Source organism: Streptomyces kronopolitis (assembly GCF_014646275.1).
GTDB classification, from domain to species: domain Bacteria; phylum Actinomycetota; class Actinomycetes; order Streptomycetales; family Streptomycetaceae; genus Streptomyces; species Streptomyces kronopolitis.
In genome coordinates this window covers 197,951-220,932 of the sequence record NZ_BMND01000006.1, presented here as the reverse complement: position 1 = coordinate 220,932, position 22,982 = coordinate 197,951, and the positions used below count along the sequence as shown (strand labels likewise).

Genomic DNA, 22,982 nt, shown 5'->3' with positions numbered 1-22,982 from the left:
TACGCCCGACCTTCACTCAGCGGATATGGCTTTTCACAAAGAGATACCGAACCGGCCACCCGCGGGCCTCCGGTGTACCGGAGACGGCCTGCGGATGGCCGGCTGGTGGCCCGATGCGCTCGGGCGGGCGGACAGCTGTCGCGCGGACGGCGCGGGCGGATTCAGGACCCGACGGACGCCTTGGCGCCGTCGGTCTCGGCGGCCTCCTTCGCGGCGGCCTCCTCCTCGGCGCGGAGCTCGGCCTCGACCGTGAGCAGCGAGGGGTTGCGCCAGGAGCTGCGCACGCCCCAGTAGTAGAAGGCCAGGCCGATCGCGGCGACCAGGACGATGTCCCAGCCCTGCGGAAGGTAGCCCTTGCCGCCGAACTCCTTGCCGCCCAGGTACGACACCGCGGCCATGACCAGCAGGTACGCCACCATCCAGGCACCGGCCTTGAGATGCGGGCGCAGCTCGGCCCACGGCTTACGGCCCTGGGTCAGCGGCTTGCCGATCTCGTACCAGGCCCAGACCGGCAGTCCGACGGCCATGATCAGGATGACCTTGCCGGTCAGCGGCCAGCGGCCCCAGTAGAGCACCAGCGAGCCGAAGATCATGGCGATCGGCGCGACGATCGGCATCGCGCGCAGCTTGACCGGGCGCGTGAGGTTCGGCGAGATCCGGCGCAGCGACATCACCGCGACCGGCCCGGTGATGTACGAGATGACCGTGGCCACCGAGACGATCTCGGCCAGCGAGCCCCAGCCGCGGAAGACCGCGAGGAAGAGGAAGGCGATCACGAGGTTGAGCACCAGCGCCGGACGCGGCACACCGGTCTTCTTGTCCACCTTGCCGAAGATGCCGGGCAGGTGACCGTTCTCCTGCACACCGTGGATCATGCGCGAGGTGGTGGCCGCGTAGATCATGCCCGTGCCGGACGGCGAGACGAAGGCGTCCGCGTACAGCAGCAGCGCCAGCCAGTTCAGGCCCCAGGCCACGGCGAGGTCGGCGAGCGGCGAGTTGAAGCCGAGGGAGGCCCAGCCGCCGCCGGCGGTCAGCTTGTCACCGGGCACCGCCATCAGGAACGCGATCTGCAGCGCGACATAGATGACCAGGGCGATCAGGATCGACCAGACGACGGCCTTCGGCAGCGACTTGCCGGGGTTGCGGGCCTCACCGGCGAGGTTCAGCGGGGACTGGAAGCCGTTGTAGGCCCAGACGATGCCCGAGACGGCGACGGCGGTGAAGACCGAGCTCCAGCCGTTGGGCGTGAAGCCGCCGTGGTGGACGATGTTGCCGGTGTCGAAGTGCGCCATCATCAGCGCGGTCGCGGTCAGCGCCGGGACGACGACCTTGAAGACCGTGATCGCGGTGTTCGTCTTGGCGAACAGCGAGATCGCGAACCAGTTGAGGAAGAAGTAGAAGATCAGCAGGATGCTGGCCAGCCCGACGCCGGTGCCGGTCAGCTCCTTGCCGTCGTAGAGCGCGTGCGTCCAGCCGAAGTCCCAGGAGCTCATGTACTGGACGGAGGCGGTGGCCTCACCCGGGATCACCGAGACGATCGCGATCCAGTTCGCCCAGGCCGCGAGGTAGCCGGCGAGCGAGCCGTGGGAGTACTGGCCGTAGCGGACCATGCCGCCGGCCTTCGGGAACATCGCGCCCAGCTCGCTGTACGTGAGGGCGATGGTGAGCGCGACGAGCGCACCGATGACCCAGGCGAGGATCGCGGCCGGGCCGGCGATGGCGGCGGCCCGTTCGGCTCCGAAGAGCCAGCCGGAGCCGATGATGGACCCGAGACCAGTGGCGGTCAGGGCGATGGTCCCGAGGGACCGACGGTAATTCGAGTGCGAGCCCTGCTCCGCGCTCGGGTTCTTCGTCGTGCTCACGTGCTTGGTCTCCTGGTCTTCCCCCGTGCCGTGCACAAACTTCGCCATCGTAAGAGCGAATCGAGGCGTCGGCTTCCCACAGCTGCCAAAAAAAGCCGCCCAGTTGAGGGTCTGTGACTTATCCAACACAAGGTTTCGGCCAAATTTTGCGCACAAACCAGCCCAAAACGGTCCCCTGGCCGAGAACCGCAGGCGAACACTTGGCGTCTCGCGCACGCGCACAGGAGGGACGGGAGCGTCTCCGCGGCTACTTCACCGGCAGGTGGTAGGTCACCCGGTGGCGGTCGGCGAGGGTGACCACATCGGCCGTCTCGACCGGCCGGCCGCCCGCGAAATACGTCCGCGACACGACCAGCACCGCATGCCCCGGCACTCCGCCCAGCGTCATGGCCTCCTCGGCCAGCGCCGGCCGGGCACCGACCTCCTCGACGACGTTGTCCACCACGACGTCGATGGCCGCCATCCGCTCGACCACCCCGCGCCCCGCCAGCGGCCCCTCCTCCGGCAGCATCACCGGCGTCCGCCCGGTCACCTCCAGGGGCTCCCAGGACGTCGAGAGCATGGCCGGCTCCCCCTCGGCCCGGAAGACATAGCGCGTCCGCATCACCTTGGCCCCCTGCTCGATCCGCAGCCGGCCGGCGACGGCCGGTCCGGCCGCCTCCTGCTCGCTGCTGGACTCCCAGGTGCCCCGCACCCGCTCGTCCGTCTGCTCCTGCCGGAACGGCGTGCAGCCGCCCGACGAGTGGAAGCCGACGCGGGCGATGCGGCGCGGCACGGGCTGCTCGCGCACATAGGTACCCGACCCCGAGCGGCCCTCGACCAGCCCCTCGGCCATCAGGACCTTCCTGGCCTCCAGCGCGACGGTGTCCGAGACGCCGTACTCCTCGCGGATACGCGCCTGGGAAGGGAGACGGGTGTGCGGCGGCAGTAAGCCGTCGACGATTTTCTGGCGCAGGTCGCCGGCGACTCGGAGGTACGCGGGCTGCTCACCGAAAGGCACATGCCCCTCCCAACAGCTTGACAGTCAGCAACAGCGTGGCAACCGCCTGTCGCCGACCGCAAGCTTGGGCCAGATATTCGCCTGATGTGATGAATCCCAGCTCAGCCCGTGTAAAACCCGAGATCGGGGGCCGGCGCCGCCGCCCGGCCCACCCCGCGCCACCCCTCCCCTTCTCCCCACCCACCCGGTAGCCGTCTCCCAGGCGTGTCACGATCGAAGCGGGGCCACCCGCGCACCCGGGACGCGACCGGAGAACGCCGGCGACAACGGCGTACGGAGAATCCGGCGCACCCCAAGGCGGGCGGCGCCACCCGGACGGGAAAGGAAGGGACCCCATGCCCGCCGAACACCTCTCCCCCATGCCCAAGGACTGGCAGCGCGCACTCGCCGTCGTCGCCCACCCCGACGACCTCGAATACGGCGCCGCGGCCGCCATCGCCGAATGGACCGCCGCCGGGCGCGAGGTCAGCTACCTCCTGGTCACCCGTGGTGAGGCCGGTATCGACGGGCTCGCGCCGGCGGAGAGCGCCGCGGTCCGCGAGGAGGAGCAGCGGGCCGGCGCGGCACTCGTCGGCGTGCACACCGTCGAGTTCCTCGACCACCACCACGACGGCGTCATCGAGCCCGGCCGGACGCTGCGCCGCGATCTGTCCGCGGCCATCCGCCGCCACCGCCCCGAGCTGCTGGTGACCCTCAACCACCACGACACCTGGGGCGGCGGCCGCTGGAACACCCCCGACCACCGGGTGGTCGGCCGCGCGGTCCTCGACGCGGCAGGCGACGCCGGCAACCGCTGGATCTTCCGCGACCTGACCGCGGCGAAGGGCCTGGCGCCCTGGAACGGCGTCCGCTGGGTGGCCGTGGCGGGCTCCCCGCACCCCACCCACGCCGCCGAGGTCGGCCCCGGCATCGACCGCGCGGTCGCTTCTCTGGCGGCCCACGCCACCTACATCAAGGGCCTGCGCGGCGCCGGCCAGGACCCGCACACCTACGCCCGGACCTTCATCGAGCAGATGCTGCGCAACGGCGGCGAGCGCTACCGGGGCCACCCGGCCACGCTCTTCCAGGTCTTCCCCCGCTGACGCGGGTGCGGGGCGGCGCCGCTCCCCGCACCCGATGCGCCGACCGGGCCGGTTCTGTGGGCCGTCGGTGGCACACCGGACCGCGTCCGCTGGCGCCTCCCCCCGAGTGCCCGCCTCGCGCTGAACAATCCCCCTGGCCACGACCCACGCACCCGTCTCAGCCGACCGAGGGGAACGACCGATGGACTCAGCCGCACACCCGGACCGCAGGGCCATGCTCGCCGGGGGCCTCGTCGTCGCCACGGCCGCCCTCACGGGCTGTTCGTCGAAGCGTGCCGCCCCGCTGCCGGCCGGCGCGTCGCCACAAGGCCGGGCCGCTTCGCCGCAGGCCCGGCCGACCACCCCCGCCGCGGCCTTCGCACGGCTGATGGCCGGCAACCAGCGCTGGGTGAGCGGCAACCTCCAGCACCCCGACCGGGACCCGAGCCGCCGCGAGTTCGTGGCCGAGAAGCAGCAGCCCTTCGGCTCGGTCCTCTCGTGCATCGACTCCCGGGTGCCGCCGGAGCTCCTCTTCGACACCGGGCTCGGCGACCTCTACGTCATGCGCACGGGCGGCGAGGCGGTCGGCCCGGTGGTCACCGGTTCCGTCGAGTACGGCCCCATGACCAGCGGCACCCCGCTCATCGTCGTCCTCGGCCACCAGCGCTGCGGCGCCGTCGAGGCCTCGTACAACTCCCTGCGCGACGGCAAGCCGCTGCCCGGCAACCTGGAAGCGATCGCCAGGGCCCTGCGCCCCGCATACGAAGAAACGGTCCGCCAGGGCGGCGCCGCCGACCCCGTCGACACCATGGCCCGCAACCAGGTCACCCTCACCGCCGCCGCCCTACGCACCAACCAGGACCTCTCCCCCCTCGTCAAAAAAGGCACCCTCGCCGTCATCGGCGCCTACTACTCCCTCGACACCGGCAAGGTCGAGGTCTTGTCGGGGGCGCCTTCCTGATCGTCGCGGCGGGCGGGGCTGTGCGACGGCGGCAACTCCCGCACGGGCGCCGGTTTTCAGGCAAGGGCCCACAACGCGGCCGTCGTCGAGAAGACGAGAGCCGCCACGGCGGTGACCACCGCGGCGACCTGGACCGATGAGTCACTCATGGCCGGATGCCAGGCGTGTGGGCGGTTATGGTGCGACGGGTTCCGAAAACTCCCGGACCGGGATCGTTGACTCTCCAGCTTGAGCCGCGGCCCGCTACCGTGAAGCCATGACCGCACTGCCCGACTGGATGCGCCCGCCCCGCGCGGAAGGCTGGTTCGCGGAGGATCTCGACCGCCTCCCCGAGGCACCCCGCCACACCGAGCTCATCGACGGAGCCCTCGTCTTCATGATGTCGCCCCAGCGGTCCTGGCACGGCCGCCTCGTCACCGCCCTGACCACCGCGCTCATGGCGCAGGCGCCAGCAGACCTCGAGGTCGAGCGCGAGATGACGATCCGCCTCGATGCCCGCAACCGTCCCGAGCCGGACCTCCTGCTGACAGATCTGCCCTACGACCCCGACCGGACCTGGTACGCCCCGGAGAACGTGAAACTCGTCGTCGAGGCCGTATCGCCCGAGTCTGCGCACCGCGATCGCACAGTAAAACTCCGCAAGTACGCGGAGGCCGGCATCCCGCACTACTGGTGCATCGAGGACGAGGACGGGGAACCCGTCGTCCACGTCTACGAACTCGACGAACCCACCGGCGCATACGCGCCCGCCGGGATCTTCCGGGGCACCCTCCAGCGCCCGGCGCCCTTCGAGATCAACCTGGACCTCGACAAGCTGACGCCGCCCCGCAGCAGCTGAAAGTCAGCACCAAGTCGGCACGGAAGGCAGAAGGGGTCGGGCTCACTTGAACCCGACCCCTTCTGACCCGTAGGTCTGGTGAAACCAGCTAGCGTGCGGCGATGGGGCGCTTACACGTTGAACCGGAATCCGTAGTGCAGAGCTGTCACCTGCGGAAACGCACTCTGCGAAGGTCGCATCCAGCACAGATCCAGTACGGTCAGAACTTAACCAGCACATCCAGCACGTCAGGCTGCCGGACCGTACTCGGAGGGCTCCTCCGAGGCGTCGCTCTGGACCTCGACGGGGACCGGGCCCATGGCCTTCTGCATGATCGCGCGGCACCGGTCCCATGCCTCGGGAACGAGGTGTCCGTAAATGTCGACGGTGGTCTTGATCGACTTGTGGCCGAGCCAACGCGAGACCTCGTGGATCGGGATGCCTGCGGCCAGTGCGGTCGAGGCGAAGAAGTGGCGAAGGCTGTGCGGGTGGTACTTCGGCTTGCCTTCGGCGTCGACCAGCCCGGCCGCCTTGCACGCCTTCCTGAAGTGGTAGCTGTACGTGTTGGCAGTGGGCATGATGCCCTTCCCGCGCTCGCGGGGCGCGAAGTACACCTCGACCTGCCGCGTCTTCCCCGCCGCGTTCCGGAAGGTTAGCGGGATCGGTTCCCACTGCTCCACGTGGGCGTCGATCTCCTCGCAGACGAACGGCGCGGCCGGCACGTCGCGGTACTCGCCCTCTTCGCGGTGCTTGAGCGGCACGAGGCGGGTCTTGCAGTCCTCGCGATGGGCCTTCGAGCTGATCTGCCAGCGCACGCGGATGACGTCGTCGCGGAGGCATCCGGCGTGGAAGGCGAGGGCCTCGCTGACCCGCAGGCCAGCCCCGGCCTGGAGCCAGACGGTCAGCTTGTACTGCGGCGACATGTGCTCGTGCAGGAGGCGAACCTCGGGGAGGGTGGGAATCTCGTCCTCGTCGACCGCATGGCTGGCGGGGGCGTTCTTCACATCCTTGGTCGGGTCCTCCTGGATGATCGTCTCTTCCTTGGCGGACCAGAAGATGTGCTGCGACCCCGAGGATGCCGACGCTGAGCTGGAGAAGATGATCGGCCACGCCGAGGCGTGTCTGAAGGAGCTCGGTCTCGCGTACCGCGTGGTCACCCTTGCCGCTGGCGACACCGGCTTCTCCGCCCAACTCACGTACGACCTTGAGGTGTGGCTGCCCAGCCAGAACACCTACCGCGAGATCTCGTCCGTCTCGAACTTCGGCACCTTCCAGGCGCGCCGCGCGAACATCCGCACCCGTGGCGCGGACGGCAAGCCCAAGCTGGTGGCCACGCTCAACGGCTCGGGTCTTCCGATCGGCCGCACCCTGGCCGCGGTGCTCGAACAGGGCCAGCAACAGGACGGCTCGATTGTCCTGCCTGAATCACTCGTCCCTTACCTCGGCTTCCGCCGTATCTCGGCGGACGGAACCCCGGAGGCATAGTGCTCGTCGGCGTCTGCGACTTTCCTGGTAGCTACGCTTTTCCCCCAGCCGGATACGGCGGGATCGAACGATGGCTTTGGGCGGTCGCAGTAGGCGCCCGTGCCGCAGGCGCCGACGTGCATCTCCTCGGGCCGGGCTGGCTCACGGACCTGGAAGCCGAATGGGTCCGCAAGCCAGTCCGTCTTGAGGACGTCACGCCAGGATCTCAAGCAGAGCGTGACCTGCGCAGCGCGGGATACGACCTCCTGGTGGTCGGCCACGGGTACCCCTCACTCGCCGCTTGGACACGCACGTGGAGCGAGCTCGATTGCGACGTGGCGACATTCCAGCACTCGCCGATCTTTCAGCACACTGAGACGGCGTTCGACGGTAGGCGGTCGCGGCTGTACTGCTACTCGCCCGAGATGATCGAGCGGTACGCAGCTCACCAGCCGATACCGGAACTCGCCGTCCACCTCGGGCTCAACGAGGAGGAGCCGCCCTCGGTTGGCGGGCGTGACCTGGTGTGGCTTGGCCGAATAGATGAGGAGAAGGCCCCGCATCTAGCTCTGAGAGCAGCACAGATACTCGGCCGCCGGATACGCGTCGTGGGGCCTGTTTTCGACGAGGACTACGTACGCCGACACGAGAAGCTCTTCACCGCCGATCACGTCGAGCTGGTGGGCGAGCTTGGCGGCCCCGCCAAGACCGCCGCTCTCCGTGACGCATCCGTGTTCGTCTACACGTACGCGCGCACCTACGTGGAGGCCGGAGCCGCAGTGTTCGGCGAGTCCCTGCGGGCCGGCACCCCCATGGCGGCGCTGACCTGGCGCAGGGGAACGTGCGCCGAGGCCGCCCTGTGCGACCAGACCGGGTCAATCGCCGTCCTCGATCCCGAAGTGGACGACGAGAAGGCAGCGGTCGAACTCGCTGAGGCAGTCGAACAAGCCGAGGCCCTCAACCACCGACAGGTGCAGGAGATCGGCCAGCTACGGTTCGACCCCGCGCGGCACTTTAAGGGGATGGCGGCCCGGCCGTGATCGACGGGGCAGTGAGTGAGCAGCTACCCGGACTACTGCGCCAAGCGTTGGGAGTTCATTGGGAGTTCTCCCTCAACGGGGACTTCTTAGAGATCCAGCACCCTCATCGCGGGTCCCCATACTGCCCGCCCCGTCGTCCCCCTTCGTGGGCAGAGCTGCTCGGAGCGCTCAAAGAGGGCTTCGCTGCTCAAGGAATCAAGCGGGACGCCTGCCTGCCCCTGCGTTGGGGGCGGGAGACGGAACTGACCATTTCGGCTGTCCAGGCCCTCGACCCGCTCCTCAAGGAAGGCCGCTTAGAGACCTACCGCCGCGGTTTCATCCCTCAACCCGTGGTGCGATTCACCGGCCAACGCACCGCCTCCGGAGAGCTGTGTGACGGGTTTCTGACCTCCTTCGTCAACGTCTCCTGTGTCCAACCAGTCGGCAGCATCGACGAATACGGAGCAATACTCGACGCCTGGCTATCCGTGCTATCCCAACTCGGCTTCCACGTCCGACACATAAGCATCTACGGCCGACTCGCGGTGTGGCAGCGTCGCCAAGTCAAGGGAATCACCCTCCGGTTCCGGCACTTGGACCTCACCCTGGGCGACATTGTTCTCCTCTGGAACGCGGAGAATCCACTGCGCATGGGCGTCGACCTCGGCACCAGCCTTGAACGCTTGGCCTGGGCTCGGACACTGCGAAGCTGGCACGAGCTCATATTTGGACCGCTTGCCGGAGCGGCGCCTCCTTCCGCATTGGATGCCATACGCACGGCGACGCTTCTCCTCGGCCACGGCATCACCCCTTCGGCACGTAGTGCCGGCGGGGTGACCCGCCGAGTGCTCGGGACACTCACGCCAGAATCAGTACGCCTTGGAGTAAGCGCCGCAGTTCGGTCATCCCACCAATACTGGACGACGGTCACGGCGCTAGCCGTTCCGTGGCCCACCGTTGCCTCCATCGTCGAGACCGAGGTCAACCGCCGATAACGTCATCAGGCCCCAGCCTGGCGACTGGGGCCCGCGTCATAATGCCTACTTCCTATCCACGGGCACCTGTGACTGTCAGTAGGGTGTCCCAACTGTTCGACTGGCTCAGGTGAGCCTCCGTAGCGAACAGGTACTTCCACGTCCCGAACTGCCCGAGTTCAGTCACTTCCTTTGCCCACGCCACGGCGGCGGCCTTCTTAGCCAGGACCGACTCGCTCGTGGCCTCCGCGTTCGACTTCCCCTCGACGAGCCAGCGCACGCCGTCCTTGTCGATGGCGATGAAGTCCGGGTAGTAGCAGGACCCGTTGTCCAACTGGATGTACGTGCCCCCACGCGATTCGAGACGCAGCCACCACTCGACCTTCGGGCTGACGTCCATCATGTTGGCGAGCTTGACCTCGGTGGACAGAGCATCGAAGTGCACCACGGGGAGAATTGAGCTGCCCCAGTCCGTGTACCCCATGCCGCGGATCACCTTGTCCGTGATCTGCATCTTCGACATCGTCGGCTGCGGCCACGACTGAATGGGAGGCGGAACAGTGACCGTCACGATCTCGTGCTCAGTCTCCACGAGCTTCAGCTTGAAGCTGGAGACCACGAGCTTCTCCAGCTGAGTCAGCGCGAGCTCCGCCCGAGCCTCCTCCCAAGGAGTGCTGTCTTCGCCGTCGGCTTCGATGGCTTCGCCGAGGAACGCGTGCACGAGGCGCTGCGCATGTTCGACTTCATCGTGCGTGAGCTTCAACTGCGGCAGGTTGAGAATCCGATCTTCGAGGTCTTCCCTGACTTTTGCGATCGGCCAACTCCGTTGCGTAGCCACACCGGACTTCTGATCCTGAGCGTGCACGGTGACGTTGCCGTCCAGATCTCGCGAGGCGTTCAGGGCCTTGCGCTTCAGCTCAACCTCTATTTCGTGCTTGAACTGCTTCCCCTTCTCCGCGACAGAATCGGAGCTCACGAAGGACAGGCTGTAGGTGTCCGGCTTTTCGAGCAGCCGCTTGCTGGGGAACTTGATGGCCGGCGCGCCGTCCGCAGGTTTCATGACCTGCTGGATCTGCTTCTTCTCGACACCGGCTTCGGCGAGCCGATGCTCCATGTCAGCCATACCGATGTACGCAGCTTCAGGCACGTCCGTGCCAAACCCGTCATCCCTAACCGGAGCATCGGCGGTGAAGACCAACATTCCCTGCGTCTGTACTTCATTGTACGCAGGTAGCGGGCGAGTGCCGCCAGCTTTGCCCGCCAGGCTCGATCCGCTGTCCTGTGTGCCCTTCTGAGGAAGGACGTGTTCCAACAGGGCTTCCTTCTCAGCCAACAGCTTCCGATACGAGTCGTGCGCGATGATGTCGACGGTGTCAACCATCGAGAATCCGACGCGCTCACCGTACGGCAAGCGAAGGCCACGGCCGAGGATCTGCTCGGTGAGGGTCTTGGAGGCGAGAGTACGCAGCGCGACGATCACGCTGATGTTCTTTACGTCCCAACCTTCCTTGAGCATATTCACCGAGACCACGGCGCGGACGGGAGAATCGGGCTGCTCGATACCCGCAAGGGCTTCGAGAGCATCGTCCTTGCTTCCAGACGTAACCTGCAACACCGCGCCAGGCTCGTCTATGAAACCTGGGCCAGCCAGGGTGTTCGCAACGTCGGTCGCTTCTTCGACGCTCTGGCAAACCACAAAGAGGACAGGGTTGACCATCGGCCGCCCATTCCTCTCGGCCCATTCCCGAGTGGTCTCCTCTTTTACCTTCCGGAGGTGACAGGCGTCTGCGAGCTGGGTATTGACGTCCGTATGGCCATCTTCCCGGTAGACAATAACGGGAATCTTCACGAGTTCGTCAGCGATAGCCTCGGCGAGAGAATATTGAAATACAACCCGCCCGGGGGCATTATAGTCGGCCTCGTCGGGGGTCGCCGTCAGACCCACGAGCGCCCGCGGACCGAGGTCTCGGACCGCTTCAAAGAACTTCTTAGCCTCGCTGCGGTACACATGGTGCTCATCGGCGATGATGACCAGGTCATCGGCATCACGAAGGTGGTCGTAAAGAGCCGTACCAATGGACTCATCGGTCTTGTGAGCTGCCCGGGAAGCCTTAGCTGTCGGCTTGGTCAACAGTTGGACGTTGAAGATGAATACCTTCAAGGCATCCGGATCATGGAGGGCATCACCGACGCGCCCACCCGCGTAGTCGTCTGGCGTGATGACGACCGGTTTATAATTTCCTCCAGGCACAAACTTTGGTTGCCCAGGAGTAAAGTTCGCAACTGTCTTGTTCTGGATGGTCCGGCCGGGTGTAACGATGAGGATATTGCGAACGCCTTGCTCGGCAAGATAGTCGATCAAGGCCCGGCAAATATAGGTCTTTCCGACGCCAGTGGCAAGGTCGCAGACGATCTCGCGACCATCGCCAGTCTGAATCTCGTCGACGACCTTAGACACGGCACGTCGATTAGGGTCCCGCAATTGCATACGTGCAGCCAGGTCAATAATCGACGCCTGGTCATGCTCGATCCAGCTCAACGCAGTACACGTCCCTTCATGTCCAGAAGATCATGGGGTGCCTTCTTGATGCGGGACCCCGGGCTGATGGAGGCCAGGAGCTGAGATGCTTCACGCAGATAGCTCTTACCGATGATCACCACCCGCTCGTCTTCTTCGAGACGGTCGACGATCGCTTGGACTGAACTCTCCGTGACGAGACCGTCGATCACCGCCAAGCGCTGTCGCCCCTTGCGCCCCACGAATGGCGGCTCAGGAGCCAGGTCCATCGCGAAGCCGGGCATCTGAGCGCAAGCCGCTTCACAGAAGGAGGCTTCAACAACCCAAGGCGCCAGGAGTACCCGGCCAGCAGCGTATTCGTACATGGAAGGTGAGACTTGCAAATGCCGGAACCCCCCGCCCTTCTCCCAGCCGACCGATTCTGAGATCCCGCCCGAATCTTCGCCGTTCACGACCTTTTCCAGGCGTGGGCGAATGAATGCTTGAACCGTCTCGACTTCTCGCTCGACCGTTACCCAACGGCGCTCCATCTTGTGCGCCACGGCAGCCGTGGTGCCAGATCCACCAAAACAGTCAAGGACAATATCTCCGGGCTCGGTAGCCAGATGAATCACCCGCTGTAGCAGGCGTTCGGGTTTCGGCGTAGTGAACGGAGTCCCTCCGTCGAAAAGCTTCTTGCTCTCCGCCTTAGCCGTTCGCGACTGGTCAACCTCGGACGTCGGCCAGAGAGTTCGCGGCGGCGTTCCATCCGCTCTGCGATCAGTCAGAAATTTCTTCAGCTTCGGGAAGGAGTAGTTCCCCGTTTTCCCCCAAAAAAGGAGCCCTTCCGCGACATGACGTTCGTACTCATCTTTGCCGTACGCCCAGACACGCTCACGGCGGGGCCACACTTCCTTTCCGGTAAATGGGTGGACAATGGGATAGTAGAGGTTCGGCCTCTCATCCGCCGTCTTCGGGCACTTGTAGTCGACTTCACGCCACGGGCCGCGAGGGTCGTTGTCCTGATTCTTGTACGCCTTATCTGCCGCAGCAGTGTGGGCGACCTTTCGGGGCTTAAACGAGTCCGGATTTCGCGAATAGACGAGAAGGTAGTCCTGATCAGTGGAGAACAACCTCGCATCATTTCGAGCGCTGGTCGTCTTTTCCCAAACCACAGTGGACACGAAGTTGGGGCGGCCAAAAACTTCATCCATCAAGACTTTGCAATAGGCCATCTCCGCGTCATCGAGATGCACCCACACACTTCCATCCGGAGCCAGCAGGTCTCGGATCAGCAGCAGACGGTCTCGCATCATCGTGAGCCAGACCGAGTGCTCCAGGCCATCGTCATAGTGAGTAAATGCCTGCCCCGTGTTAAAGGGCGGGTCGATGTACACGAGCTTAACTTTGCCCTGATACACATCGGCGAACTCGGGCAGGCGGGTGAGCGAACGAAGTGCATCAGCGCTATCGCCAGCGATCAGGAGATTGTCCTGCGCCCGCTTCCCTTCGTCGTTCACCTCTCCGACTGAGGCAACGTTCTGCAAGAGGCGAGTTTCAGTAACCCGGAAGTCGTCGCGGTCGATCCACTCGTAGCCGCCGTTTGGTGCACTGATCAGCGACCGGTCCTTGTTGATCCAGGACAGGCCGAGACGCCCCGAGTTACCCATGATCTTCCTTCCAGCATCGTGACATTGAGAAGCGTACCGGGGCGGACTGACAACGGGGGCCGCTTCACACCTCGCCCCGCATGACCGCCTCAGCCGCGCAACCTCAACCGCTCTCGGTGCCAGGGACGCCGTCCCCCTGCCTTGCGGAAATGACTGCCTCGACAACCTCGCCTATGGCGACACGAGGGACCTCTTCCGCGGCGACAGCAGTCTCCGTGTCCGTGGCAACCGTCACCTCGTCCGTCTGTGGGTTCGTGACAGTCACCGAGACCGTGGAGAGCGGGGCGTCGGGTGTCTGCTCGACAGGCGCCGTGACCTCCACGGTGACGGTCATGCTGTCGGCCATCTGCGACTCGGCGGTGACCGTGACCGTGTCCTCTTCCGGGTCGTGCTCCACGCCCCAGGTCGGCTCGGTACCCGGCTCTGCGACATGCGCCATCCAGAGACGGAACGGCAGCAGATCGCCCACCAATTCTTCCACCGGGTCGGGTATCACCGCGTCCAGCTTGTCGGTGAGCTTGTGCTTCCCTTCGCCGTTTCTGGACGGCGCCGCATGCTTGCCCTTCGCCTGGTTTCCCTTTGACTCTCGTGCCGCAGCCGAGCCGCGACTCTTCGCCCCCTTCTTGATCTCCTGATCTTCCGTGGGGGCAACCTCGCGATACATGGGTCCGCTGGCGAGGACATGCGCCTCTTTCCCGTCAGACTCCTTGGGCGGCGTCACGCTCAGAGAGCGCGGCTTGGACTTGGGCTTGGTGGCTTCGGTCGGCTCGGCCTCGCCGTAAGCGAGGTCATGGGCCTGCTCTTTGGTCATTCCTCGCCGGAGGGCTTCCTTGGTGACGGCCTTGCGCTGCTCCTCGGTCAGCTCGACGCCGGCAATGCCACCTTGGCCGTCGAAGAAGGTCGGCACACGGCCTTCGCCGGGGGTTTCGGTCACAACGTCGTTGTGCACGGGCTCGACTTCGCGAGGAGCCGCGTCGGGCGTCGTGCGGGCCGGACCCCGACCGGACTCGTGCGCGGTTGGGCGCTGCATGGCGAAGGTGCCCGTGAAGACGACCGCACTGGCCAGCATCCCGTACCCAAGCATCGCGGCCTTCCTCTGCGGCTCGCCCTTGTCGGGCAGGTCCAGGGCACGAGACACAAGCGGACGGCGTACGGGCATGGCAGAACCCCCTGTCGCGGAATGGCAGCTTCCGGGCCAAGTAGAATATGGCACGCTTGTTCGATTCGAAGGAGTATTTACGCTCATTCCGAAGTCATCCTCCGGTTGCAGGAGGAACCCTCCCGAAGGATGATGTAGACCGTGTTACCGACGAGTTGCCAGACGCCGACGGGTCAGCACGGGAGCCCCTCCGGCAATCCAGCACCCCCAGCACGGTGCGGGTGATCAGGGGTGATGACGGGTGACGAGGTGTCAGATTATCCAGCACGGGAAAAACCTAAGGGCCCGACTTCGAAGAGTCGGACCCTTTCTGACCTGCATGTTTGCCAGATCAGCGACGTGGTGATAAGTCAGCCGCTACACGTTGAACCGGAACTCCACCACATCCCCGTCCTGCATGACGTACTCCTTGCCCTCCATGCGGGCCTTGCCGGCGGCGCGGGCTTCGGCTACGGAGCCGGTTTCCACCAGGTCGGTGAAGGAGATGACCTCGGCCTTGATGAAGCCCTTTTGGAAGTCGGTGTGGATGACTCCGGCGGCCTCGGGGGCGGTGGCGCCCTTCTTGATGGTCCAGGCGCGGGTTTCCTTGGGGCCGGCCGTCAGGTAGGTCTGCAGGCCGAGGGTGTCGAAGCCGACGTGGGCGAGGGTGGCGAGGCCGGGCTGGTCCTGGCCGACGGACTGGAGGAGTTCCAGGGCCTCGTCCTCGTCGAGCTCGGCGAGGTCGGCCTCGAGCTTGGCGTTGAGGAAGATGGCCTCGGCGGGGGCGACCAGGGCGCGCTGCTCGTTCTTGAAGTCCTCGTCGGTCAGTTCGTCCTCGTCGACGTTGAAGACGTAGAGGAAGGGCTTGGTGGTGAGGAGGTGGAGGTCGTGGAGGAGCTCCTCCTTGCCGGAGCCCTGGACGATGCCCGCCGAGAAGAGGGTGTCGCCCCGCTCCAGGATCTCCTTGGCCGCCTCGACCGCCTTGACCTTCGGCGCCACGTCCTTCTTGATCCGCGACTCCTTCTGGAGGCGCGGCAGGACCTTCTCGATCGTCTGGAGGTCGGCGAGGATCAGCTCGGTGTTGATCGTCTCGATGTCGTCCCGGGGCGAGATCTTGCCGTCGACGTGGACCACGTTCTCGTCCTTGAAGGCGCGGATGACCTGGCAGATCGCGTCGGACTCGCGGATGTTCGCGAGGAACTTGTTGCCCAGGCCCTCGCCCTCGGAGGCGCCGCGGACGATGCCCGCGATATCGACGAAATCGACGGTCGCCGGGAGGACCTTCTGCGAGGAGAAGATGCCGGCCAGGGTGGCCAGGCGCGGGTCGGGCACGCCGACGACGCCGACGTTCGGCTCGATGGTGGCGAACGGGTAGTTGGCCGCCAGCACGTCGTTCTTGGTCAGGGCGTTGAACATGGTCGACTTGCCGACATTCGGCAGACCGACGATTCCGATCGTGAGCGACACGGTGGCGACTCGACTTCCGAAGGGGAGGTGGTGGGGTGGGCAGCCGCTCCGGGAGTGCTCCCTGGAGGGCCGATCCACCAGTCTACGGGGCGGGCGGGCGCGCGTGGCCGCCACCGGGACCGGCCGCACCCCGGTCCGCGCCCCCGGTCCGCGCCACCGGTCGCGAACTCGGCCGCAAGCTCGGCCAAAGCGCGTGTCCCGTAACCGGTTAATCCCACTTAGCGGCCTACCGTGGCCGGGTGGAGCAACACGAAGCGCGCACGCCCCAGTACAGTCCGCCGCGGTCCGCACGGCCGCCCGTGGACTCCGACGCCCGGCTCCCGCGCCCCGCGGAGGCCGTGGCACCCGACCCCGACGACGCCTTTCTCTCCGCGATGCGGGCCTCCGGGTTCGCCTCGGTGCCCGCCTCCGCGCCGGCGGCCGTGCCCGCCTCGGCGCGCGGGCGCGCGTCGGCCGGGACCACGTGGGCCCCCGCCCGGCCCGCCCAGGCCCCCGCCCCGTCACCGCCCGAATCCTCGGCCGTCCACCAGGCACAGCCCCGGCGCCTGCCCGCCCCGCCGCCCGGGCGGCCGGGCCGGATCCCGGCCGCCCGGCTCACCGGTCTCGGCTGCTGGCTGCTGGCGACGCTGGCGCTGCTGGGGTTCGCCTTCCTGGACCGCCTGCTGCTGGACGGCGCACCGGGCGCGTACGGCGTCTGCTACCTGCTCGTGGGCATCGCCGCGGCGGTGTGGGTGCGGCCCTACGACCTGGTCTGTGCGCCGGTCACGCTGCCGATCGCGTTCACCCTCGGCGCGCTGCCGATCCAGCGCGGCGGGGACGGCTTCGAGGGCCTGCTGATGGGCCTGTTCACCGTCCTCGCGCTGAGCGCCGGCTGGCTCTACGCGGGCACACTGATCTGCGCGCTGCTCGCGCTGGTGCGCCGGGTGCTGATCATCGCCCGCCGTCGGGCCAACCGACCGGCGAATCGACCGCGGAGCGCACCGCTCGGGCAGCCGGGGCGGCCGACGGCGCGGCCTGCGAACCGGGAGCGGCCGCGGCCGGGGAACCGTCCACGGCAGGTGGCCCGCCAGCCCGAACGGCGTGCGCAGCCATCGCGGCCCCCACAATCCCCGCGTTGTTCTGAAGCTGAGCCGGCACGATCTCGGCCCTGATGCCCTCGATCAGCGGCAGGAACTTGTCCGCCTTGCGGCTGACCCCGCCGCCGATCACGAACAGCTCGGGCGAGAAGAGCATCTCCACATGGGCGAGGTACTTCTGGACCCGGTGCGCCCAGTGGTGCCAGCCGAGCGACTCGTCCTCCTTGGCCTTGGTGGAGGCGCGCTTCTCGGCGTCGTGCCCGTGCAGCTCCAGATGGCCCAGCTCCGTATTGGGGACGAGGCGGCCGTCGGTGAAGACGGCGCTGCCGATGCCGGTGCCGAGGGTGAGCAGGATGACCGTGCCGGCCCGGCCGCGGCCCGCGCCGTAGCGCATCTCGGCCAGGCCGGCGGCGTCCGCGTCGTTGAGGAGGGTGACGGGGCGGCCGCCGGCCTCGCCGCCCAGGCTGCGGGTGAGCAGCGCGCCGGCGTCCGTGCCGATCCATGCCTTGTCGACATTCGCGGCGGTACGGGTCGTCCCGTCGGTGACCACCCCGGGGAACGTCGCGCCGACCGGCCCGGACCAGCCGAAGTGGTCCACGACCTCTCTGACCCCGTCCGCGACCGCGTCCGGGGTGGCCGGATGCGGGGTCAGTACCTTGTAGCGCTCCTCCGTGAGATCGCCGCGTTCCAGATCCACCGGGGCACCTTTGATGCCCGATCCGCCGATGTCCACACCGAAGACCTTCATGGGAAAAGGCTAGGCGCCGACAGGGCGGCGCGCCCCCGGGATGGGCACACGCCCGGTCCCGGAAGCACGGCGGAGTGGACCGGGGTCAGCCCTCGGTGGCGGCCTTCGCCTCGGCGCGCAGGTCGCGGCGCAGCTCCTTGGGCAGCGAGAAGGCGATGGACTCCTCGGCGGCCGTGAGGGTCTCGACGTCCTCGTAGCCGCGCTCGGCGAGCCAGTCCAGGACGCCGTGGACGAGGATCTCGGGGACCGAGGCACCGGAGGTGACGCCGACCGTGCCGACGCCCTCCAGCCAGGCCTCGTCGATCTCGTCAGCGCTGTCGACGAGGTACGAGGCGCTCGCGCCGGCGCCCAGCGCCACCTCGACCAGGCGCACGGAGTTCGAGGAGTTCTTGGAGCCGACGACGATGACCAGGTCGGCCTCGGCGCCCATCTGCTTGACCGCGGTCTGGCGGTTCTGGGTGGCGTAGCAGATGTCGTCGCTGGGCGGCGAGAGGAGGTTGGGGTAGCGGCCCTTGAGGGCGTCCACGGTCTCCATGGTCTCGTCGACCGACAGGGTGGTCTGGGAGAGCCAGACGACCCGGTCCGGGTCGCGGACCTCGACGTTGGCGACGTCCCCGGGGCCGTCGACCAGGGTGATGTGCTCGGGGGCCTCGCCGCTGGTGCCGATGACCTCTTCGTGGCCCTCGTGGCCGATCAGGAGGATGTCGTAGTCCTCCTTGGCGTAGCGGACGGCTTCCTTGTGGACCTTGGTGACGAGGGGGCAGGTGGCGTCGATGGTGGCGAGCTTGCCGCGCTTGGCCTCGTCGTGGACGACGGGCGCCACGCCGTGGGCGGAGAAGATGACGATGTTGCCCTCGGGCACCTCTTCGGTCTCCTCGACGAAGATGGCGCCCTTCTTCTCCAGGGTCTTGACGACGTACTTGTTGTGCACGATCTCGTGGCGCACGTAGACGGGGGCGCCGTACTGCTCCAGTGCCTTCTCCACGGCGATCACGGCGCGGTCCACGCCCGCGCAGTAGCCGCGGGGGGCGGCGAGCAGGACCTTGCGCCGGCCGCTGCGGGGCGATGCGTCGTCGCCCGGGGTGGTGGCGGGCTTCGGGCTGGGCGAGGAAGTCATGCGTCCCATCGTAAGGGCGTGCCACCGCCCCGGAAGATCGCGCCGTGGCCGCAGACTGGGTGCGCGACGCGGGCGAGGAGGCACGATGCCGGGCAGGGACGGTGGTGGAGCGGGCGATGCCACAGGCCGTGCCGCGCGGGAGGAGGGCGGGGGCGAGCTGCGGCGGACGCTCGGCTCCCGGGATCTGATCGTCTACGGGCTGCTGTTCATCGCCCCGATGGCGCCGGTGGGGATCTTCGGCACCCTCCAGGCCACCTCGCACGGGGCGGTGACGGCCGTCTATGCCGTCGCGACCGTCGCCATGGGGTTCACCGCGTACTCGTACGCCCAGATGGTGCGGGTCGCCCCGCGGGCCGGGTCGGTCTACGCGTACGCCCGGGCGGGTCTGAACGAGAGCGCCGGGTTCCTCGCCGGGTGGATGGCGCTGCTGGACTATCTGCTGGTGCCGGCGGTGGCGTATCTGTTCTCCGGGATCGCGCTGCACGCGGTGGTGCCGTCGGTGCACGCGTGGGTGTGGACGGCGCTGGCGGTGGTCGTGACGACGCTGCTGAACCTGTGGGGGGTGCGGACCGCGGCCCGGGTCGGCTTCGCGGTGCTGGCGATGGAGATCGTGGTGCTCGGGGTGTTCGTGGTGTCGGCGCTCGTCGAGCTGCTGTCCCACGGGGCGCGGCGGGGCTGGGCCGAGCCGCTGACCGGTGCGGGCGGCTTCGCGGCCGGGGCGGTGCTGTCCGCGGTGTCGGTGGCGGTGCTGTCGTATCTGGGCTTCGACGCCATCGCCTCGTTCGCGGAGGAGGCCGCGGGGCGGCCCGCGGGCGGCGGCGGTGCGGACGCCGGGGGCGGCGACCGGCGGGACGGCGGGCCGGAGCGGGTGGCGCGGGCGGTGCTGACGTGCCTGGTGGTGGCGGGGGTGCTGTTCGCCGCGCAGACGTACCTGGCGGCGCTGCTGATGCCGATGAGCGCGGCGGAGCTGGCGGCGCACCCGGCACAGCAGGGCAACGCCTTCTACGCCACGGTCGACGCGACGCTCGGCCGCCCGCTGCACGGTCTGGTGGCGGCGAGCAAGGCGGTCGGGGCGGCGTTCGCGGCGCTGGCGGGGCAGGCGGCGGCCGGGCGGCTGCTGTTCGCGATGGCCCGGGACCGGCGGCTGCCGCCGGGCATGGCGAAGGTGGCCGCGGGCAGCGGGGTGCCGCGCCGGGCGCTGCTGGGCGCGGCCCTGGTGACGCTGGTGGCGGCGGTGGGGGCGGCGCGCCGGGACGACGGACTGGCGCTGCTGTCGTCGATCGTGAGCGTGGGGGCGCTGACCGCGTTCGGGCTGCTGCACGCGTCGGTGATCGGCTGGTTCCGCTTCCGGACCCGCGAACGGGCCGGGCTGCCGGGCGTGCTGCGGCACGTGGTGGCGCCGTCGCTGGGCCTGGCCGTGGTGGCCGCGGTCCTGGCCGAGGCGTCCGTTACCGCGCAGCTCGTCGGCGGGTGCTGGCTGGTGGTGGGGGCGGTGGTGCTGGTGGTGCAGCACCGTCGGGGCGGCCGAACCGGTGGTGGAGGGGCGGGGGACGACGCCGGGCGGGACTGAGCGCCGGGGGACGGGGCGGCAGGGCGGGCTCCGGGCCCGGCCGCCGCCCGCGCGGCCGCGGCCGCTGTCGGTGGCCGCCGCTACTCTCGCTCGTATGGCTGTCTCCACGTCCCCCGAAACGCCGATCCCGGTCGGCGAGGTGTCCCGGCTCATCGGCGGCTGGATCGACCGGCTCGGCGCCGTATGGGTCGAGGGGCAGATCACCCAGCTCTCCCGGCGGCCCGGCGCGGGCGTGGTCTTCCTGACGCTGCGCGACCCGTCGCACGACATCTCGGTGAGCGTGACGTGCTACCGCCAGGTCTTCGACAGGGTCGCCGAGGTGGTGAGCGAGGGCGCCCGGGTGGTGGTGCACGCCAAACCGGAGTGGTACGCCCCGCGCGGCCAGCTGTCCCTGCGGGCCGCCGAGATCAAGCCGGTCGGGGTCGGCGAACTCCTCGCCCGGCTGGAGCAGTTGAAGAAGTCGCTGGCGGCGGAGGGGCTGTTCGCGGCGGACCGCAAGAAGCCGCTGCCGTTCCTTCCGCAGCTGATCGGCCTGGTCTGCGGCCGGGCGAGCGCGGCGGAGCGGGACGTCCTGGAGAACGCCCGGCACCGCTGGCCGGCCGTCCGCTTCGCGGTGCGCAACGTCCCGGTGCAGGGGGTCCATGCCGTCCCCCAGGTGATCGGCGCCGTCCAGGAGCTGGACGCGCTGCCCGAGGTGGACGTGATCATCGTGGCGCGCGGCGGCGGCAGCGTGGAGGATCTGCTGCCGTTCTCCGACGAGCAGCTGATCCGGGCGGTGGGCGCGGCCGCGACCCCCGTCGTCTCGGCGATCGGCCATGAGCCGGACACCCCGCTGCTCGACCTGGTCGCCGATCTGCGCGCCTCGACGCCGACGGACGCGGCGAAGAAGGTCGTGCCGGACGTGGGCGAGGAGCTGGCCCGGATCGGCCAGCTGCGGGAGCGGGCGTGGCGCGCCATCGACGGCTTCGTGCAGCGCGAGGAGCGGGGGCTGCACGCCGCGCTCCAGCGGCCGTGCATACAGCGGCCGCAGCGGATGATCGAGGACCGCGAGGAGCAGGTCACGGCGCTGCTGGAGCGCGGCCGGCGGACCCTGGGGCATCTGCTGGACCGTGCCGACTCCGAGCTGGCGCACACCCTGGCCCGGGTGGTCGCGCTCTCCCCGAAGGCGACGCTGGAGCGCGGCTACGCGGTGCTGCAGAAGCCGGACGGGTCGGCGGTGCGCGGCCCCGGCGAGGTGGGCGCGGACGAGGAACTGCGGGCCCGGGTGGCCGAGGGCGCGTTCCGGGTGCGGGTGAGCGGCGATCCGGGCGCCGACGCGGCCCCGGCATAGGACGACGACGGACTCTTAGGGTGGGACACATGGCGAAGGCGAAGACGGACGGCGCGGCGGACGCGGAGCAGGGCGCGGCGGTGGGCGCGGGCCCCGGCGCGGCGGCGGCCGTGGAGCCGGTGGACTCCACGCTCGGCTACGAGCAGGCGCGGGACGAGCTGATCGAGGTCGTCCGCAGCCTGGAGGCGGGCGGCACGACGCTGGAAGAGTCGCTCGCACTGTGGGAGCGCGGCGAGGCGCTGGCGAAGGTCTGCCGCCGCTGGCTGGACGGTGCCCGGGAGCGGCTGGACGCGGCGCTGGCGGAGTCGCCGGACGGGGCGGAGGCGGGGCGCGCCTGACCTCGGCGCGCAGCCGGCCCTCTCCCCCCTCGCCGCGAGCGGCTGTGTGAAGCACCTCACAATGCCGCAGATTTAGTTGAAACTTAACCTATCTGCCTTAGAGTAAAAGACGATAGAACCCCGGAGTGGGTGCGGCGGCCGTACGGTCCGCCGCGCCGCTGACGGCCGACCGCTTACCACGCTGACCACGAGGTGCCCCTATGTCTCTCGCCCTTGACGCCGCCGCGCAGGACCTCCTCTTCCGCGAGGCCCAGACCGCCAACACGTTCACGGACGAGCCGGTGACGGACGAGCAGGTCCAGGCCGTCTACGACCTGGTGAAGTTCGGCCCGACCGCCTTCAACCAGTCGCCGCTGCGGATCACCCTGGTCCGCTCCCAGGAGGCCCGTCAGCGCCTGGTCACGCACGCCATGGGTGCCAACGGCCCGAAGACCCTCAGCGCGCCGCTGACCGCGATCCTCTCCGTGGACCTGGAGTTCCACGAGAAGCTGCCGCACCTCTTCCCGCACGCCCCGGGCGTCAAGGACGCGTTCTTCTCAGAGGCCGCGCCCCGCGAGGCCGCCGGCACCCAGAACGCCACCCTCCAGGCCGGCTACTTCATCGTCGGCGTCCGCGCCGCGGGCCTCGCCGCCGGCCCGATGACCGGCTTCGACTTCACCGGCATCGACAAGGAGTTCTTCGGCGACGGCAAGCAGAAGTCCTTCCTCGTGATCAACATGGGCAAGCCGGGCGCCGAGGCGTTCTTCCCGCGCTCGCCGCGGCTCACCTTCGACGAGGCCGTCACCACCGTCTGAGCCCCGCCGGGGCCCCACCGGGGCCCCTCATGACGAGGAGGCCGCCGCATCCCTGCCGGGTGCGGCGGCCTCCTCGTAC

17 protein-coding genes and 2 pseudogenes are annotated in these 22,982 nt (G+C 68.4%); 10 read left to right on the top strand and 9 right to left on the bottom strand.

Annotation, left to right across the window (positions count from 1 at the left end):
• Positions 1-161 precede the first annotated feature (161 nt).
• Complete coding sequence (locus tag IEY78_RS10310) at positions 162-1,910, bottom strand: APC family permease (RefSeq protein WP_229699831.1); 1,749 nt, start codon at positions 1,908-1,910, stop codon at positions 162-164.
• A 199-nt stretch (positions 1,911-2,109) separates the two neighbouring features.
• Positions 2,110-2,862: a GntR family transcriptional regulator gene (locus tag IEY78_RS10305; RefSeq protein WP_189097327.1), complete on the bottom strand. Its 753-nt coding sequence runs from the start codon at positions 2,860-2,862 to the stop codon at positions 2,110-2,112.
• 335 nt (positions 2,863-3,197) lie between these two features.
• Here IEY78_RS10305 and IEY78_RS10300 point away from each other — a divergent pair, with 335 nt between their 5' ends.
• The 3 genes from IEY78_RS10300 (at position 3,198) to IEY78_RS10290 (ending at position 5,722) form a co-directional block, all read left to right on the top strand.
• Complete coding sequence (locus IEY78_RS10300; protein WP_189097326.1) at positions 3,198-3,944, top strand: PIG-L deacetylase family protein; 747 nt, start codon at positions 3,198-3,200, stop codon at positions 3,942-3,944.
• A 181-nt stretch (positions 3,945-4,125) separates the two neighbouring features.
• Positions 4,126-4,884, top strand: a complete 759-nt coding sequence (locus IEY78_RS10295) for a carbonic anhydrase (protein ID WP_229699830.1) — start codon at positions 4,126-4,128, stop codon at positions 4,882-4,884.
• Positions 4,885-5,140: 256 nt separating this feature from the next.
• Complete coding sequence (locus tag IEY78_RS10290; RefSeq protein ID WP_189097325.1) at positions 5,141-5,722, top strand: Uma2 family endonuclease; 582 nt, start codon at positions 5,141-5,143, stop codon at positions 5,720-5,722.
• A gap of 227 nt (positions 5,723-5,949) precedes the next feature.
• Here IEY78_RS10290 and IEY78_RS10285 read toward each other — a convergent pair whose 3' ends face one another.
• Positions 5,950-6,705 (bottom strand): tyrosine-type recombinase/integrase, encoded by a 756-nt coding sequence (locus IEY78_RS10285; protein WP_229699829.1) that lies wholly within the window; start codon positions 6,703-6,705, stop codon positions 5,950-5,952.
• 61 nt (positions 6,706-6,766) lie between these two features.
• Between IEY78_RS10285 and IEY78_RS10280 the strand changes: the two are divergent.
• Together IEY78_RS10280 and IEY78_RS10275 are read left to right on the top strand one after the other, a co-directional pair.
• A pseudogene (locus tag IEY78_RS10280) lies at positions 6,767-7,186 on the top strand (aminoacyl--tRNA ligase-related protein); the annotation flags it as partial.
• Positions 7,186-8,205: a glycosyltransferase gene (locus IEY78_RS10275; protein ID WP_189097324.1), complete on the top strand. Its 1,020-nt coding sequence runs from the start codon at positions 7,186-7,188 to the stop codon at positions 8,203-8,205. The pseudogene IEY78_RS10280 and the gene IEY78_RS10275, both read left to right, overlap by 1 nt.
• 1,026 nt (positions 8,206-9,231) lie before the next feature.
• Here the strand turns inward: IEY78_RS10275 and IEY78_RS10270 are convergent.
• From IEY78_RS10270 to ychF, 4 genes are all read right to left on the bottom strand, one after another.
• Complete coding sequence (locus IEY78_RS10270) at positions 9,232-11,697, bottom strand: DEAD/DEAH box helicase (protein WP_189097323.1); 2,466 nt, start codon at positions 11,695-11,697, stop codon at positions 9,232-9,234.
• Positions 11,694-13,325, bottom strand: coding sequence for a site-specific DNA-methyltransferase (locus tag IEY78_RS10265; protein WP_189097322.1), 1,632 nt, complete (start codon positions 13,323-13,325; stop codon positions 11,694-11,696). Before IEY78_RS10265 ends, IEY78_RS10270 begins: the two co-directional genes overlap by 4 nt.
• Before the next feature lie 103 nt (positions 13,326-13,428).
• Complete coding sequence (locus tag IEY78_RS10260) at positions 13,429-14,484, bottom strand: hypothetical protein (RefSeq protein WP_189097321.1); 1,056 nt, start codon at positions 14,482-14,484, stop codon at positions 13,429-13,431.
• Between the two features lie 357 nt (positions 14,485-14,841).
• Positions 14,842-15,930 carry a redox-regulated ATPase YchF gene (gene ychF / locus IEY78_RS10255; RefSeq protein WP_189097320.1) on the bottom strand — a complete coding sequence of 363 codons (1,089 nt, stop codon included), beginning with the start codon at positions 15,928-15,930 and terminating at the stop codon, positions 14,842-14,844.
• Between the two features lie 374 nt (positions 15,931-16,304).
• Here ychF and IEY78_RS34965 point away from each other — a divergent pair.
• Positions 16,305-16,799 (top strand): annotated as a pseudogene (locus IEY78_RS34965) (DUF6542 domain-containing protein); the annotation flags it as partial.
• A gap of 61 nt (positions 16,800-16,860) precedes the next feature.
• Here the strand turns inward: IEY78_RS34965 and ppgK are convergent.
• Positions 16,861-17,754 carry a polyphosphate--glucose phosphotransferase gene (gene ppgK, locus IEY78_RS10250; protein ID WP_189097319.1) on the bottom strand — a complete coding sequence of 298 codons (894 nt, stop codon included), beginning with the start codon at positions 17,752-17,754 and terminating at the stop codon, positions 16,861-16,863.
• A gap of 85 nt (positions 17,755-17,839) precedes the next feature.
• Positions 17,840-18,871, bottom strand: a complete 1,032-nt coding sequence (locus IEY78_RS10245) for a 4-hydroxy-3-methylbut-2-enyl diphosphate reductase (RefSeq protein WP_189097318.1) — start codon at positions 18,869-18,871, stop codon at positions 17,840-17,842.
• An 85-nt stretch (positions 18,872-18,956) separates the two neighbouring features.
• Between IEY78_RS10245 and IEY78_RS10240 the strand changes: the two genes are divergently transcribed.
• The 4 genes from IEY78_RS10240 (at position 18,957) to IEY78_RS10225 (ending at position 22,903) form a co-directional block, all read left to right on the top strand.
• The gene (locus IEY78_RS10240; RefSeq protein WP_189097317.1) at positions 18,957-20,441 is read left to right on the top strand and encodes an APC family permease; all 1,485 of its coding nucleotides are present in this window, start codon (positions 18,957-18,959) and stop codon (positions 20,439-20,441) included.
• A 94-nt stretch (positions 20,442-20,535) separates the two neighbouring features.
• Entirely contained in the window at positions 20,536-21,771 is a 1,236-nt protein-coding gene (xseA, locus tag IEY78_RS10235) for an exodeoxyribonuclease VII large subunit (protein WP_189097316.1), read from the top strand.
• Positions 21,772-21,800: 29 nt separating this feature from the next.
• Positions 21,801-22,109 (top strand): exodeoxyribonuclease VII small subunit, encoded by a 309-nt coding sequence (locus tag IEY78_RS10230; RefSeq protein WP_189097315.1) that lies wholly within the window; start codon positions 21,801-21,803, stop codon positions 22,107-22,109.
• Positions 22,110-22,309: 200 nt separating this feature from the next.
• Complete coding sequence (locus IEY78_RS10225) at positions 22,310-22,903, top strand: malonic semialdehyde reductase (protein WP_189097314.1); 594 nt, start codon at positions 22,310-22,312, stop codon at positions 22,901-22,903.
• Positions 22,904-22,982 lie beyond the last annotated feature (79 nt).